Raw genomic sequence first — 15,118 nt, forward strand, 5'->3', positions numbered from 1 at the left:
AATTGATCGGTATCAACTCCAATATCATGACCCCCACGGGTACATATGCCGGTTATGGTTTCGCCGTGCCAGTAAACCTGGTCAAGAAAATTGCCGATGATTTCATCAAATTCGGGCGGGTTAAGCGCGGTTTGATTGGCATCACATTCCGTGAACTTAACCCTGCGGCGGCAGAAGAACTGGAAATCAGCGATGTGAACGGTTTGTATATCATCGATGTGGTGGAAGACGGTGCGGCAAAAGAGGCCGGGCTCAAAGCAGGAGACATCGTTACGAAGCTCGATGGACGCACGATTACCTCTTCTTCGGATTTGCAGGAACGCATTTACCGACTTCGGCCGGGCGACAAGGTGAAACTCACCTACAAGCGCGATGGCAAAGAGCGGGATGTAACCGTTACCTTGAAAGAAGACACCAGCGCGTCGGAACGCGAAGAAGAATCGGAAAGCGCCGCTAAACGCAGTGCCACGGAACTTTACAACCAACTGGGTGCTGGCTTTGTGCCCACCAGCGACTCCAAGAAAAAGGAATTGGGCGTATCGTCAGGTGTAACGGTTACGCAGGTACATCAAGGCGGCTGGTTTGACTTCCAGAATATCAGGCGCGGACAAGTAATTACCCATATCAATGATGTTCCGGTCAACTCACCAGATGATGTGGAGAACGCGCTCGGAAAGACCCAGCGTGGTATGATTAAGGTAACCATTGTCCCCCAACGCGGCGCCGTAAGCACCATCAGCGGGCCGATCGATTACTGATCGTAACTCCTCCTTAACCATTAAAACAGGAAAGGCGCCACATGGGCGCCTTTCCTGTTTTAATGCGTTCAAAAAATTCTGCCTTAGCAATACTCGTCAAAAGCAGCCACCAGATTATCCGCAATCATCTGCGCTGGGCGACCTTCGATCTGGTGACGCTCGATCATATGCACCAACTTGCCGTCTTTAAACAACGCCATGGCCGGCGACGACGGCGGGTAAGGCAGCATGTAATTGCGCGCCTTATCTACTGCGTCTTTTTCCATGCCGGCAAATACGGTAACTACCTTATCCGGATGCTTCTCGTTCTTGATGGCCGCTACTGCCGCGGGGCGCGCATTGGCAGCCGCACAACCACAAACGGAGTTAACTACCACGAAGACAGTCCCCTCCTGTTTGATGGCCGCATCTACTTCTTCGGGGGTCTTCAATTCTTCAAAACCCACACTGGTAAGCTCATTGCGCATCGGCGCTACTAAGTATTCTGGATACATTGCTTCGTCCTTTCTGTTAGTGTTCACTTAAAAATATGTTTGCAAAGATACCACGCTGACAGGCGGAAAGCAAATCGCCAATTTCAATTCATTGTCAATTTTTAGCGGTAAGCTAGCAACTAAGTTTGAATATAACCATCAAAACCAATACTTTTGCAGTTCACAAAACAATACAATATGTCGTCGATAGACACCACCTATGTACCTTATAAGGTAAAAGATATCAACCTCGCGGCCTGGGGCCGCAAAGAAATTGAGCTGGCCGAGGCCGAAATGCCCGGTTTGAAGGCCCTCCGCGAGGAGTTCGGCGCTGCCAAACCACTAGCCGGTGCCCGCATCGCAGGCTGCTTGCACATGACCATCCAAACAGCGGTGCTCATCGAAACGCTGATTGAGTTGGGTGCGGAAGTGAGTTGGTCGTCGTGCAACATTTTTTCCACGCAAGATCATGCCGCGGCTGCCATTGCCGCCGCCGGTATTCCTGTGTATGCCTGGAAAGGTATGACCGAAGACGAGTTCAACTGGTGCATCGAGCAGACCTTGTTCTTTGGCGAAGACCGGCAGCCACTCAATATGATATTGGATGATGGCGGTGACCTCACTAACATGGTGTTCGATAAATTCCCCGAGTTGATCAAAGGTATAAAGGGCCTTTCCGAAGAAACCACCACGGGTGTGCACCGGCTGTATGAGCGGATGAAGAATGGGACCCTACACCTACCGGCCATCAATGTAAACGACTCAGTAACCAAATCCAAGTTCGACAACAAATATGGCTGTCGCGAATCGCTCGTCGACGCCATCCGTCGCGCTACCGATCTGATGCTCGCCGGCAAGGTGGCCGTCGTGGCTGGGTATGGCGATGTGGGCAAAGGCTCTGCCGAATCATTGAGCAGTGCCGGCGTTCGCGTCATCGTGACCGAAATCGATCCGATATGCGCGCTGCAAGCGGCCATGGAAGGTTATGAAGTGAAGAAGTTTGCCAATGCCGTTAAAGAAGCTGACATCATCGTCACAACGACAGGTAACCGTGACATCGTCCGCGGCGAACACTTCAAAACCATGAAAGATAAGGCCGTAGTCTGTAACATCGGCCATTTCGACAACGAAATTGACGTAGCTTGGCTCAATGATAATTATGGCGACACCAAAGTGGAAATAAAGCCGCAGGTGGACAAGTACACTATCGATGGCAAAGACATCATCCTGTTGGCTGAAGGCCGCCTGGTGAATCTCGGCTGCGCCACCGGCCACCCTTCTTTCGTGATGAGCAACTCGTTTACCAACCAAACGCTGGCCCAGATTGAATTGTGGACCAACACGGCAAACTACGAAAACAAGGTCTATACGCTCCCCAAACACCTCGACGAAAAGGTAGCCCGGCTACACTTGGCGAAGATCGGTGTGGAATTGGATGAATTGGAGCCGCACCAAGCGGAATATATTGGCGTACCCGTGGAAGGGCCATACAAGCCTGAACATTACCGGTATTAACTCTCCTTTTCTGCCAATTTGCTTTTTGCAGGTTGCTAATTGCTATTTTTACACGAATACAGAAGTCGCCCGTACGGGTGGCTTTTTTGTTTATAGAAATTTTCGAACGGCCTCCCACGCATTTTCATGTCGTTGTTCGCCCAGGCCCGATACGATGGCGTAATTGGCCTTCATGGCTTTCAATTCGTTATGCCACACCCGCATGAAATGTGCTCTCAGCTTCGGGAAATCCCGCAGTGGGTCGTCTACCCACGGCAGGTCGATATCCATCAGTAAGTAAAGGTCGTAATCACTTGCTCGAAGCGCATCCAACACTTCATCCGGAGTGTGCCCGAATAGGTGATCGCACCAGACTTTGATGGTCAGGAACATGGTATCGCAAACCAGTATGTTGTTTTGGGCCAGCGGCACCAAGCTACGCTCCAATGCCAGCTGGCCGTAGAACATGTTCATTTCGTCTTGCAAGGTATATTCCCGGTTAAGGTGGCGGCAATATTCACGTGCATACTCCGGCACGCATACCGTGCCCAGTTGCCGTGCCAATAGCTCCGCAGTGGTGGATTTGCCCGTCGACTCAGGGCCGACGACAGCTATTTTGACGAGTGGCTGGTTATCTTTCATCCAATGGCTCCTCCCCATCCAGCAAATCGCCCGGAGGTAGCTCCAGCGCCTGCACGGGCTGTATCGCATTTCCGGCAATGCCCTTAATCGAGCCGTACATATCAATGGTGTTGGTGACCACCTTATCAATTTGCTTTTCGCGTTCTTTCCATATCCGTTGCATGGCGCGCTTCTCTTTTTCCAAGTCGCTCTTCATGCACGAAAAGCCCTCTACGATGGCTTCCACCTGCATACGGAATGTATTACTGGTAAGGAAGTCGTAAAGCATGTGCATCTTGTCGCCTTTGTTTTCCTGCGAGGCAACAGCCAATCCAATCTGGATGACCGTTTCGCGCAATACGGCACACAACCCCTTGAACTCCTCATACGAACAAACCCACACCCCATCTTTGATGCCCATGCGTTCAAGTCCGGCGGGCATCGCATCGGTAACCAGTACGCCTACGTCTGCACCTTTCTCCCGCATATCGGCTTTGAATTTCTCGATCCAGCTTGGCTGGAAATCTTTGGTACGTTTGCTCTCGTAATATATTTTGCCGCAACCAACCCGGTTGTGTGTATTGACCACCTGGATGCAGTCGCCACCACGCGCGCCCTTTTTCACCTCTTCGATGCTGTCCAGGGGGAACTGAGCGGACAACCATTCCTCGATAGCGAGTTCCTGTACTTCGCCCTGCAACTGCATGGAACCCTGCTCCTGTTTGCGTTTCATTTCTTCGGTGAGCTTCTTCTGGTCGTCCAACTGCTTTTGGAGTTCGCGTAGCTTCAGCTCGTTCTTTTCCTCCTCCAGCTTTTTGATTCGCTCCCGCTCCGCGAGCAGTTGCTCGTTCATTTTCCGTTGCAAGTCGAGTTCGACAGCCTCTTTCAGTTCGTCCTTCTCGCGTTTCAAGCGTTCGATGTCGGCCTTGGCGCGATTGAGGTCTTTGATTTGCTCCGACTTATCGTTGAGTTCCTGCTGCAGGGCTTTGAACTGGTCGGCCTGCTCTGTTTCCAATTTGGCTTTCAGCCGATCTTCGATAGCCTTCCGCTCCTCCCGCAGCTTATTATCCAAGCGTTGCTGGAACAGTTCGTTTTCCTGCTTTTTCTTTTGTTCGAAGGCCTCGCGCTCCTGCTGTAGTTTCGTCTGCTCCTGCTCGTAGCGCTGCCGTTCGGAAGCCAGTTGGCTTTGGTACTTCTGTTTGATTTCGGCTTCCAACTGGTGGGCAAGGATGTCCTGCACATCAATGGAAGTGCCGCAGCTAGGGCATTTTATCTGGGTGTTATTGGTCATTTTGTATGTTTTTCCTTTCGATTGTCCTTCAGTTGTTTTCCGAGGTCGGTTAATACATACCGTTGCCTACTGCTGGTCGGTTTATCCGGTATGGTCAATGCAACCAACCCAGCATCTATCGCTGGCTGCAAATATGATTTTCGAAAATGCTCCCTATCCAGTAAACCTAATATAGACTGCAATTCCGTTCTGTTATGTATCCCTTCAAAAACATTTATAAGCTTTTTGACTTGCGGGGTGACCACTTCCGAAGCTGAAAAAATCATGCGAATAAAATTCCCCATAAACCGGAAGCATTCTTTTCCATAACTTTCCAAAATCCGCGGCACACCCGAACCAAGTTGCTCTACCAACTCCAAATCGCGATACACCCGCATCAACCCCCGGTTCCTTGGGATGGAAACGCCATTAAAGAAATCCTCCTCGCTCAATCCCTCTGGCAAGGTACCTATGGAAATAATTTCTATGCGATCGGCAAATAGCTCGAACTTAGGCGGTACCTCGCGGGTAAAGTCGTTATGCACAATCGAATTTATCACGGCCTCGCGGATGGTCACTGGGTTCCAAAACCTGTAGCCTATCCGTTCTTTGGAAGTAATCTGCGTTGCCGTACGGTTTTCCAATTTAATCTGTCTTCAATAATTCCCTCACATCTACTTCCAAAATCCGTGCAATCTCAAAAAGCACCTCCAACCTTGGCTGTTGCCGATTCTGCACATAGGCGTTCACCATGTTGTAACTTTTACCCAACTGCTTGGCCAGCCATGTTTGCGTGACACCTTTTTCCTGCAAGACGGCTTTAATTCGGTTCATCCTTCAGCTTATTGAAATTGCCTCACAATATACGCAAAAACTCGACTATTATCTCATTTTGTGAGATACAATTAAATCCGACTTATAACGCGGCATAAACAAGCCGGCATCAAACAAAAAATAATCACTCATGTGTTCCGCTCCGTAACCGGTATGGTTTGCCTCAGAATAACTGTGCGCCGACCCAACCTCGATAAGCTTTGACCCGAAGCCGATGTATGTTGCTCCGGCAGAGATAAAGGCTGGTCCAAAGCAGATGAGTTCCGGCCCGTAGTCGATAGGCTTTGCCGCAAAGCCTATCTATGCTGACCTAAACCATAATGGCTTCGGCTTATCGTAGATAAGGTTTGGCTCAACCTCAGTTAGTGCCAACGTAAAGTCGATCAGTTTTGATTCATAAAAGATAAGTTCCAGCCTAAAAGCAGATGAGTTTGAGCCGCAACTGATGCGATCTGTGCCGGCATTGATGAGTTCCAGGCCGGAGTAGATGAGTTTTGAACCGTAACAGATGAGTTTTTGAAAAAACGCCAAAAAAACTGTGTTTTCAGCACCTTCAGGCCACTTTTTATTTTTTACTGTCAGCAAAAGGTGTAAAATATGGCCATAAAAAACAGGGTCGTGTTTAGCATTTTGGCCAGATTCTCCACCTCTGAGCCGCAAATTATCATTATTCCCCCAATGCAGAATTCAATTGCATTGATTTATAATGATTTACTGAAATAAGGCACAGGTGGAAACCGATACGAAAAAGGCAAAACGTATACACAAAAAAAATTGCCACTGGTTTCTTCAACCAATGGCAACCATTCGCAAAAACAACTTATTCCTTAGAATACATAACGGGCAGTCAAACCCCCGTTTGCATAAAAGCTGTTATAGTAATCGTAACCACTTACGATGGTAATCGTCGGTCTGATATCAGCTGAGAATGCGAAAGGCGCATTTTTCAACTTATAGTCCACCCCACCCGTAGGGAAAATGCCTGCGTTAAATCCACTTCTTTCATCAAAGTTTGAAAATGTGTTGGACAATACCGCGCCGCCACCTACAAACCATTTAAACCCTTCGATATCTCCAATGGGGAAATGGTGTTGGTAAGCACCGGATAACGAAAGATTCGTCCACTTCATTCCGGCTACCGAATACGGACGGATACCCAAATCAAACTCCAATGCGGCAGGTTCGCTGATAAATGTCTTGAACGCGGCGGCTACAACATCATAGTACCCCGATCCTAAACGGATACCGATTGAATTCTTGTAATCACTCTGGGCTGATGCTGTGAAAGCAAATGCAACAAACAGGGACAATAATGTCAATTTAATTTTCATGGCTTTAATTTTATGATATAAATACAATAAACGCCCAAAAGTAAGACATTCTCCTGTCAGCAAAAAATAATTTGTGTGTAGCGAAGAAAAAATACCTAAAAATAGGTAGTGGAAGGGGCTGTTGGCATACCGAATAGATGTTATTTAAATTATCCATCGTTTATTCCATTAAAAAACATACCTTTGCACTCCGACAAAACGTTCGGAAAAATGCCCAGAAACACTTCCATCAAATCAGTTTTAATTATCGGTTCAGGCCCTATCGTTATCGGACAGGCCTGCGAATTTGACTATTCAGGATCACAGGCCGCCCTCTCACTCAAGGAGGAAGGGATTGAAGTATCCATCATCAACTCCAACCCGGCCACCATCATGACCGATAAGGTCATTGCCGACCACGTATATTTGCTGCCGCTCACCTGCGAGAGCATCGAGCAAATCTTGAAAGAACAGCAGATAGACGCCGTACTCCCCACCATGGGTGGACAGACGGCACTCAACCTGTGTATCGAGGCTTCCGAACGGGGACTGTGGGAAAAGTATAACGTGCAGGTTATCGGTGTAGACGTGGCAGCCATCGAGAAAACCGAAAACCGGGAAGAGTTCCGCAAGCTGATGGTCGAAATCGGCGTAGGCGTCGCTACATCCAAAATCGCTAACTCTTTCCTTGAAGGGAAGGAAGCCGCACAGGAAATCGGGTTTCCGTTGGTGATCCGACCATCGTATACACTGGGTGGAACCGGTGGCGGTTTCGTACATAAGAAAGAAGAATTCGAAGCGGCGCTCAGCCGTGGATTGCAAGCCTCGCCCACGCACGAGGTGTTGGTGGAACAAGCCGTATTGGGCTGGAAAGAGTTCGAGCTGGAATTGCTGCGCGATGGTGCCGACAACGTCATCATTATCTGTACCATCGAGAACTTCGACCCCATGGGTGTGCACACCGGCGATTCGATTACCGTAGCGCCGGGCATGACCTTGAGCGACCGCTGTTACCAGGAGATGCGCAACCAAGCCATCATGATGATGCGCGCCATCGGCAACTTCGCCGGCGGATGTAATGTGCAGTTTTCGGTTAACCCCGAAAATGAAGACATCATTGCCATTGAAATCAACCCTCGTGTGTCACGTTCGTCGGCATTGGCGTCTAAAGCGACGGGCTATCCGATTGCTAAGATTGCTTCCAAGCTTGCCATTGGTTATAACCTGGACGAAATCGAAAACCAAATCACCAAAAACACCTCGGCCTATTTCGAGCCTACGCTAGACTATGTAATTGTAAAGGTGCCCCGTTGGAACTTTGCCAAATTCAAGGGCGCGAACCGAGAACTCGGCCTACAGATGAAATCGGTGGGCGAAGTGATGGCCATCGGCCGCACATTCATCGAAGCGTTGCAGAAAGCCTGCCAAAGCCTCGAAACAGGTCGCCATGGGCTCGGTGCCGATGGCAAACAACTGCGTAACCTCGAGGAAATCATGCATAGCCTCGAACACCCCAGTAGCGACCGCCTATTCCATATCAAAGATGCCTTCGAATTGGGCGTTCCGTTGGAGTCCATCCGGAAGGCGACGAATCTCGATAAATGGTTCCTTGTCCAAATACAAGAGCTGGTCGGTCTGGAAACTGAGTTGCGCCGCTATCAACTCAACAATATACCCAAAGATTTTTTCATCACCTTAAAACAAAAAGGCTACTCGGACGAACAGATCGCCTGGTTACTCGGCAATGTGTCGGAAGATGACGTCTATAACAGACGGAGGGAGCTGGGCATCCGCAGGGTGTATAAGATGGTAGATACCTGCGCAGCGGAATTTCCGGCTCAAACACCGTATTATTACTCCACCTTCGAAGATGAAAACGAATCGGTGGTATCCGATAAAAAGAAAATCATCGTACTTGGCTCGGGCCCCAACCGCATCGGGCAGGGTATCGAGTTCGACTACTCCTGCGTGCATGGCCTACTGGCCGCCAAAGAGGCCGGCTATGAATCCATCATGGTCAATTGCAACCCCGAGACGGTTTCGACAGACTTCAACATGGCCGACAAGCTTTACTTCGAACCGGTCTACTGGGAGCACGTACGTGAAATCATCGAATTGGAAAAACCCGAAGGCGTTATCGTACAATTGGGGGGGCAAACTGCCCTGAAGATGGCCGAACAGCTCGAATCTAACGGCATTAAGATTATCGGCACATCCTTCCACAATATGGATCTGGCCGAAGATCGGGGCCGGTTCTCCGATCTGCTCAAATCACTGGATATCCCGTACCCGAAGTACGGCGTGGCGGAAAGCGCGGAAGAAGCCCTCAAGGTAGCCCAAGACGTGGGTTACCCGGTACTTGTCCGCCCGAGTTACGTCCTCGGTGGCGAACGCATGAGCATCGTCATCAACGATGAGGAATTGGAAACCGCCGTGGTCAAACTGCTGCGCAACCTACCCGGTAACCGGGTGCTGATCGACCATTTCCTCGATCGGGCAGAAGAAGCGGAATCAGACTCCATCTGCGATGGCGAAGAAGTGCACATCATCGGCATGATGGAACACATCGAGCCCGCGGGTATCCACTCCGGCGACTCGAGTGCGGTGCTGCCCCCTTTCAGCCTATCGGAGAATGTACAACGCCTGATGGAAGAATACACCATTAAGCTGGCGAAAGCCCTGGACGTACGTGGATTGCTCAACATCCAATTTGCCATAAAGGATGAAAAAGTATATGTAATCGAAGCCAACCCGCGGGCATCACGAACAGTACCGTTCATTGCCAAGGCGTATGATGTGCCTTATGTCAATATTGCTACCAAGGTAATGCTTGGTGCCAACAAGCTTGCAGATTTTACTATTGAGCGCAAATTGAAAGGTTACGCTATTAAAGAACCCATATTCTCGTTTGATAAGTTCCCCGATGTCGACAAGCAACTCGGACCGGAAATGAAATCAACGGGTGAAGCCATCCGGTTCATTAAGGATCTGGAAGATCCATTCTTCCGGGAGATGTATGCAAAAAAATCGATGTACCTGAGCAAATAGAAGCGCATTAAAAAAAACGCGACGCCCCGATGCCACCACAGGTACCGGGGCTTTTTTGTATCCGCATCAACCGGCGTGTAGGAATCAACAGCGCTCTACCACCTGTATATCACCCAGAGATAAAGCCGATGGATTTTCGTCGCGCAGCGACCGGCCTAGCGTGCCGAGCACCGGAACCCCGTTTACATAATGCTGGATATAATACGTGCCTTTATAGGCATGTTCCTGCAAGAAGCCAACCATCTCCCGGAGGTCGTCGTGCGTAATCAATTCGCTATGCACCGTAGTACGTACCTCAAACGCCACTTTAGAACGGTTTAGCAGGGCCAGGCTTTCGGCGAATTGGAGGAACAGCCCCGATTGGGTAATCGGTTGGTATCGACGTTCCAGCGCCTTGAAATCCAGAGCGACATAATCGACCAATTGCTGCGCGATCAACGTCTTCAACACCGTTGGCTGTGAACCGTTGGTATCTACTTTTACACTAAATCCGTATCCCTTGGCCGCCTCCAACAGGGGGAAAATCGTGGGGTGCAACGTACACTCACCTCCACTTAACACGACGCCCTGCAACAAACCCCTTCGCGACCGGAGAAACTCCAGCGTCTTCGCAATGGACATGCGGCCCTTTCCCAGCACGATGTCGGGGTTGTAGCAGTACACGCAGCGCATATTACAGCCTGCAAACCAAAAGATGCAGGCTGTCTTACCGGGATAATCCAATAGCGTAAAGGGCGTAATGCTATAGATAGGTGTCGGCACGGCGTTCGGTGAAGTGCGTACGTTGCCGGTGTTCCCCTTTCTTTCCGATATTGAAACTCTCTACCGGACGATGGTACCCCATTACCCTTGTGTAAACCAAGCATTTGCTGCGGCTTTCCTGGTTTTGCTGCAAAACCAGGTCATTTTGCTGTTGTGTATTCATCTTCTATTGTATGTTGGTGAGTTGCTAAAATTAAATCATCACACTTGGGGCAGTACTCGTGCTCGCCGTTGAGGTAACCGTGTATGGGGCAGATACTGAACACCGGTGTAACGGTAATATAGGGCAATTTGAAATTGCCGATGACCGTGCGCACAAAATTCCGGCAGGCATCGGGCGAGCTGAGCCGCTCGTTCATGTATAGATGCAGTACCGTCCCGCCGGTATACTTACACTGCAGGCTATCTTGCAGCAGTAGCGCTTCAAATGGGTCTTCCGTATAATCGACCGGCAGTTGCGAGCTGTTGGTATAGTATATATTTTCGCCCTGACCCGCTTGCAGGATATTAGGAAACCGCTTTTTATCCTCCTTGGCAAAACGGTAAGTCGTTCCCTCGGCCGGCGTGGCTTCCAGGTTGTACAGGTTACCTGTGCTTTCCTGGAATTCGCGCATGCGCATGCGGATATGTTCGAGGAGGGCGGTGGTGAAGGCCATCCCCTCGTCCGATACGATATCGTGCCGATCGTCCGAAAAATTGCGGATCATCTCATTCACGCCGTTGACGCCAATGGTAGAAAAATGGTTTCGGAAATGCGGCAAGTAGCGCTTTGTATAAGGATAAAGCCCCCTATCATAGAGCTCCTGAATAAATACCCGCTTTTTTTCCAAGGTAGATTTTGCCAACACTAGCCAGCGGTCGAGCTGTTTATACAGACCGGCCTTGTCACCCTTATACAGGTAACCCAGGCGGGCCATATTGATGGTCACCACGCCGATGCTCCCGGTCATCTCTGCACTGCCGAATAGACCATTCCCCCGCTTGAGCAGCTCTCGTAGATCCAGCTGTAGGCGACAGCACATGCTCCGCACCGCATTGGGTTTGTAGGCTTCGGGGTTTTCCACGCGGTTGCCCGCTTCATCCAGCATATACTGGCTACCCACGAAATTCTGGAAATAGGACGACCCGATTTTGGCGGTGTTCTCGAACAAGAGCGTGGCATTCTCGCTTTCCCAGTCGAAATCTTCCGTGATGTTGACGGTGGGAATGGGGAAGGTAAACGGCTGCCCATTGGCGTCGCCCTCGGTCATGATGGTGTAATAGGCTTTATTAATCATATCCATTTCGGCTTGGAAATGCTTGTAGCAAAGATCTTCCAACGACGCGGCGCCACGCTCGTGTGCCAATCGGTGCAGCGCCTCATCCTGCAGGCCTTCGAAAAGGTGTATTTCCCGCTTGGTGGGTATTTGGTCCTTGAGGTCTTCCGGCACATTCCAGTCGAGCGTGATGTTGGTAAAGGGCGATTGCCCCCACCGTGCTGGTACGTTGAGGTTGTACACAAAGCTACGTATGGCTTTCAGCACATCGGTATACGATAGCTGGTCCTTGAAAACGTAGGGTGCCAAATAGGTATCGAACGAGCTGAACGACTGGGCACCAGCCCATTCACTCTGTAAGATACCTAGGAAATTGGCCATCTGCCCCAGGGCCTCCCGGAAATGGGAGGGCGGTCGGCTCTCTACCCGGCCCCGCACGCCATTGAACCCTTCGTTGAGCAATACGCGCAGGCTCCATCCGGCACAGTAGCCCGTGAGGCAATCCAGGTCGTGGATGTGGATATCGCCGTTCCGGTGGGCATACCCCTCCTCCTTGCTGTATACCTTATCCAGCCAATAATTGGCGATTACCTTACCAGCGGTATTATTTATCAATCCGGCGCTGGAATAAGAAACGTTGGCGTTGGCGTTGATGCGCCAATCGGTTTGGGTGATGTACTCCTCGATGGTCTGCGTGCTGTCTACATACGTCGTGTCTTCATTAAAGCCGTGCATGTGCTCACGCTGTAGCTTCCGTGTATGGCGGTACAACATGAAAGAACGCATGGCTTCGAAATGCTGCCTTTCATAGAACGCCTTTTCTATGCGGTCCTGGATTTCTTCCACTGCCCACGTATCCTTTTCGTCGAGCGATGCCATGACCGTTTCATAGACAGCGTCGTCCGGCAAACCCGATATACTTTTGAAGCCCTTTGTGATAGCGTCTTTGATTTTATAGGGTTGGAATGGCTCGTAGGCCCCGCTCCGTTTGATGACGTATTTTTCCATGCTGTTCCTATGGTTATTGTGAGACACAAAATTAGGCCCCACCACCGGGCTTACTTTATGACCGTACGCACAATTGGCAGAAAAAGATATGCACATCCCGGGCGGAATGTGGAAATCTCTATTCGTCCATAATCCTATTGTCAAAATGCAGAATCCATTGTGGCATCGCCCAAATTAACCCTACTTTCGCCGGCGCATGGGGTAGGGCACACTATTTTGACATGGTAACGGAGAAAACAGCGGCAACGGCGCGATGGAATAGATTTATTTTGCTGATTGGCATTGTCTTGGTGGCCACCAATTTACGGGCACCTATCACCAGCGTGGGGCCAGTGGTTCCGCAGATCCAAGATGCGCTAGGTTTGTCCAATACATTGGCAGGCTTCATTACCACGATTCCTTTGTTGGCGTTCGCCGTGTTATCGCCGGTGGCCTCCAAATTGGCTGACACATGGCGCATCGAAACATTGCTTTGGGCCGCCATTTGGGCCATTGGCTTGGGTTTGTTTGTCCGAGCGTCTTGGTCTACTACACTACTGTTTTCAGGTGCAGCGCTTGTAGGTTGCGGCATCGCCTTCGGCAACGTGCTCGTTCCGCCGTTCATCAAACAGCGATTTCCTCGAAAAATTGGTCTGGTCACGGGCATCTATAGCGTAGCCATGAACATCACGGCATCCCTGGCTTCGGGATTCAGCATCGCCATCGGTCATTGGACAGGCTTGGGATGGAAAGGGTCCATCGGTGTATGGCTGGTTTTTTCCATCATCGCCCTTGTTTTTTGGGCTCCGCAACTCAAGCGAAGCCAAAGCGATGCATCCATAGATCCATTGGCCCCCCGCCAAAAAACGGGCACGTCGATGTTTGGATCGCGGCTTGCATGGTATATTACCGTATTCATGGGGCTTCAATCGTTACTTTTCTACTGTGCTGTCGCTTGGTTGCCCGTGGTGCTACAAGATTGGGGCATGGCATCCGAAAGGTCGGGATGGGTACTGTCGTTCATACAGTTCACCCAATTGCCCATCATGTTTGTAGGGCCCATCGTCATGGGGCGTATGGAGAACCACACCCCACTGGTTTGGTTTATCGGCTGCACATTGGCACTGAGCATATCGCTGATTATCGGCTGGCGCACGGAGTTTATCATTCCGGCGGTGATCCTGTTCGGCCTAGGTTCCGGGCTGGCATTCAGTTTAGTGATGATGTGGTTTGTACTTCGCACGAAGACCACCCGGGAGGCAGCCCGCATTTCGGGCATGGCCCAGTCATTCGGGTATGCCCTTGCTGCCGCGGGCCCACCCCTCTTCGGTGCGCTGTACGACTGGGTGGGGAATTGGGAAACACCCTTCTTTCTGCTCGCTGCAGCCACCATCTGCTTATTCATCACGGGCATGAAGGTTGCCAAGCCGCAGCTGATCGAGGGTTAGCACGCAATATGTCGATAAAAATGACGGATGTCATTTCCCGGGTAAATTCTTTCGTTATCTTTGTTGCACATGCTTTTCGCAAATAAGTAAACGGGTTTTGATACGTTTCTGTGCATATATACTCTTTGTCGCACTGACACTGCAATCGTTCTATCGCAGTATCATGGCTGTGGAGTATCAAATCCATTTACCGGCGTATATTGCAAAGTGTATCAATAAAGACCAACCTCAACTCCATTGCAACGGCCAGTGTGCGTTGATGAAGAAAATAGAAGAAAAAGAGGATAAAGAGGCAAAGAAAAATTTAGTGGTGTACGAATACAGTTCGCTGTATGTGCACAATGGACGCATAGCGCTCACTTTGCCCCAGCCGCAGGAAAAAACCGACCAAAACCATTTTTCACATTACCTTATTGACTACCGGTTTAATTATCATACGCCCATATTCCGCCCCCCAATCAGCTAGCCTTGCCCAATAGGATATAGCTTAAGGTTACCTGGCTGCATGTTCTTCGGACGCCATCCACTTCCGGCATGTGCCAATAGGCGGATTGTATTCCCGAATAACATATAGGCGGCAGGTTCCAATCATTGTTCACCAGACATTCGTCAACAACGGAATGAAAAGATTATTATTTTTTCTTGGTGCGGTGTGCTTCGCGGCATTGTCGTGTACCAAAGAAAAAACGGATTACGAAGCGGCTATAGATTCGGGTACCTCCGACCCTATCGTGTTTAAAGAAGCCGCCAACATCCATATCGGAGGCTACGATATCAGCGTGGAGGCGCTGAACGGTGCTTTCTATAAAGGCTACAATGAACTCCGTGTGAAAATCACGGATAACGCAACGAGCGGG

Annotated in this window: 15 protein-coding genes and 1 pseudogene; 6 read left to right on the forward strand and 10 right to left on the reverse strand. The window is 50.0% G+C overall.

Annotated elements, in window-relative coordinates:
• Positions 1-758 (forward strand): PDZ domain-containing protein (locus tag ACO1NT_RS14520; protein WP_449049447.1); only part of this gene is annotated, 758 nt, incomplete at its 5' end.
• Between the two features lie 83 nt (positions 759-841).
• On the opposite strand, the gene ACO1NT_RS14525 is transcribed toward ACO1NT_RS14520, so the two are convergent.
• A complete protein-coding gene (locus tag ACO1NT_RS14525) occupies positions 842-1,252 on the reverse strand; it encodes a BrxA/BrxB family bacilliredoxin (RefSeq protein WP_449049463.1) in 411 nt (136 codons plus the stop codon).
• Positions 1,253-1,429: 177 nt separating this feature from the next.
• On the opposite strand from ACO1NT_RS14525, the gene ahcY reads away from it, so the two are divergent.
• Positions 1,430-2,746: an adenosylhomocysteinase gene (ahcY, locus tag ACO1NT_RS14530; RefSeq protein WP_449049448.1), complete on the forward strand. Its 1,317-nt coding sequence runs from the start codon at positions 1,430-1,432 to the stop codon at positions 2,744-2,746.
• A gap of 90 nt (positions 2,747-2,836) precedes the next feature.
• Here ahcY and ACO1NT_RS14535 read toward each other — a convergent pair whose 3' ends face one another.
• The 6 genes from ACO1NT_RS14535 to ACO1NT_RS14560 all read right to left on the reverse strand — a co-directional run bounded on the left by ACO1NT_RS14535 (position 2,837) and on the right by ACO1NT_RS14560 (position 6,781).
• On the reverse strand, positions 2,837-3,367 hold the full coding sequence (locus ACO1NT_RS14535; RefSeq protein WP_449049449.1) for an AAA family ATPase: 531 nt from the start codon (positions 3,365-3,367) through the stop codon (positions 2,837-2,839).
• Positions 3,357-4,637, reverse strand: coding sequence for a DUF2130 domain-containing protein (locus ACO1NT_RS14540; RefSeq protein ID WP_449049450.1), 1,281 nt, complete (start codon positions 4,635-4,637; stop codon positions 3,357-3,359). The genes ACO1NT_RS14535 and ACO1NT_RS14540 overlap by 11 nt, the downstream gene beginning before the upstream one ends.
• A complete protein-coding gene (locus ACO1NT_RS14545; protein WP_449049451.1) occupies positions 4,634-5,260 on the reverse strand; it encodes a Fic family protein in 627 nt (208 codons plus the stop codon). Before ACO1NT_RS14545 ends, ACO1NT_RS14540 begins: the two co-directional genes overlap by 4 nt.
• A 1-nt stretch (position 5,261) precedes the next feature.
• A complete protein-coding gene (locus ACO1NT_RS14550; protein ID WP_449049452.1) occupies positions 5,262-5,450 on the reverse strand; it encodes a helix-turn-helix transcriptional regulator in 189 nt (62 codons plus the stop codon).
• 300 nt (positions 5,451-5,750) lie between these two features.
• Entirely contained in the window at positions 5,751-6,110 is a 360-nt protein-coding gene (locus ACO1NT_RS14555; RefSeq protein ID WP_449049453.1) for a hypothetical protein, read from the reverse strand.
• Positions 6,111-6,277: 167 nt separating this feature from the next.
• The gene (locus ACO1NT_RS14560) at positions 6,278-6,781 is read right to left on the reverse strand and encodes a hypothetical protein (RefSeq protein ID WP_449049454.1); all 504 of its coding nucleotides are present in this window, start codon (positions 6,779-6,781) and stop codon (positions 6,278-6,280) included.
• Positions 6,782-6,991: 210 nt separating this feature from the next.
• Here ACO1NT_RS14560 and carB point away from each other — a divergent pair, with 210 nt between their 5' ends.
• Positions 6,992-9,808, forward strand: coding sequence for a carbamoyl-phosphate synthase large subunit (carB, locus tag ACO1NT_RS14565; RefSeq protein ID WP_449049455.1), 2,817 nt, complete (start codon positions 6,992-6,994; stop codon positions 9,806-9,808).
• 84 nt (positions 9,809-9,892) lie between these two features.
• Here the strand turns inward: carB and ACO1NT_RS14570 are convergent, their stop codons facing one another.
• From ACO1NT_RS14570 to ACO1NT_RS14580, 3 genes are read right to left on the reverse strand one after another with little or no spacing between them, the layout of a single operon-like run.
• Positions 9,893-10,570 (reverse strand): anaerobic ribonucleoside-triphosphate reductase activating protein, encoded by a 678-nt coding sequence (locus tag ACO1NT_RS14570; protein ID WP_449049456.1) that lies wholly within the window; start codon positions 10,568-10,570, stop codon positions 9,893-9,895.
• Positions 10,551-10,733 (reverse strand): anaerobic ribonucleoside-triphosphate reductase, encoded by a 183-nt coding sequence (gene nrdD, locus ACO1NT_RS14575; RefSeq protein ID WP_449049457.1) that lies wholly within the window; start codon positions 10,731-10,733, stop codon positions 10,551-10,553. The genes ACO1NT_RS14570 and nrdD overlap by 20 nt, the downstream gene beginning before the upstream one ends.
• Positions 10,711-12,834 (reverse strand): ribonucleoside triphosphate reductase, encoded by a 2,124-nt coding sequence (locus tag ACO1NT_RS14580; protein WP_449049459.1) that lies wholly within the window; start codon positions 12,832-12,834, stop codon positions 10,711-10,713. Before ACO1NT_RS14580 ends, nrdD begins: the two co-directional genes overlap by 23 nt.
• A 221-nt stretch (positions 12,835-13,055) precedes the next feature.
• Here ACO1NT_RS14580 and ACO1NT_RS14585 point away from each other — a divergent pair, with 221 nt between their 5' ends.
• The 3 genes and pseudogenes from ACO1NT_RS14585 to ACO1NT_RS14595 form a co-directional block, all read left to right on the forward strand.
• Positions 13,056-14,261, forward strand: coding sequence for a CynX/NimT family MFS transporter (locus tag ACO1NT_RS14585; RefSeq protein ID WP_449049460.1), 1,206 nt, complete (start codon positions 13,056-13,058; stop codon positions 14,259-14,261).
• A 259-nt stretch (positions 14,262-14,520) separates the two neighbouring features.
• Positions 14,521-14,727 carry a hypothetical protein gene (locus ACO1NT_RS14590; RefSeq protein WP_449049461.1) on the forward strand — a complete coding sequence of 69 codons (207 nt, stop codon included), beginning with the start codon at positions 14,521-14,523 and terminating at the stop codon, positions 14,725-14,727.
• A gap of 154 nt (positions 14,728-14,881) precedes the next feature.
• Positions 14,882-15,118: pseudogene (locus ACO1NT_RS14595) on the forward strand (hypothetical protein); the annotation flags it as partial.

Source organism: Parapedobacter sp. (assembly GCF_053550995.1).

Excerpts from the sequence above, each read along its gene's own strand:
- ACO1NT_RS14525 (WP_449049463.1), bottom strand. The coding sequence starts at position 1,252 with ATGTATCCAGAATACTTAGTAGCGCCGATGCGCAATGAGCTTACCAGT.
- ahcY (WP_449049448.1), top strand. The coding sequence starts at position 1,430 with ATGTCGTCGATAGACACCACCTATGTACCTTATAAGGTAAAAGATATC.
- ACO1NT_RS14535 (WP_449049449.1), bottom strand. The coding sequence starts at position 3,367 with ATGAAAGATAACCAGCCACTCGTCAAAATAGCTGTCGTCGGCCCTGAG.
- ACO1NT_RS14540 (WP_449049450.1), bottom strand. The coding sequence starts at position 4,637 with ATGACCAATAACACCCAGATAAAATGCCCTAGCTGCGGCACTTCCATT.
- ACO1NT_RS14550 (WP_449049452.1), bottom strand. The coding sequence starts at position 5,450 with ATGAACCGAATTAAAGCCGTCTTGCAGGAAAAAGGTGTCACGCAAACA.
- ACO1NT_RS14560 (WP_449049454.1), bottom strand. The coding sequence starts at position 6,781 with ATGAAAATTAAATTGACATTATTGTCCCTGTTTGTTGCATTTGCTTTC.
- carB (WP_449049455.1), top strand. The coding sequence starts at position 6,992 with ATGCCCAGAAACACTTCCATCAAATCAGTTTTAATTATCGGTTCAGGC.
- nrdD (WP_449049457.1), bottom strand. The coding sequence starts at position 10,733 with ATGAATACACAACAGCAAAATGACCTGGTTTTGCAGCAAAACCAGGAA.
- ACO1NT_RS14580 (WP_449049459.1), bottom strand. The coding sequence starts at position 12,834 with ATGGAAAAATACGTCATCAAACGGAGCGGGGCCTACGAGCCATTCCAA.
- ACO1NT_RS14585 (WP_449049460.1), top strand. The coding sequence starts at position 13,056 with ATGGTAACGGAGAAAACAGCGGCAACGGCGCGATGGAATAGATTTATT.
- ACO1NT_RS14590 (WP_449049461.1), top strand. The coding sequence starts at position 14,521 with ATGAAGAAAATAGAAGAAAAAGAGGATAAAGAGGCAAAGAAAAATTTA.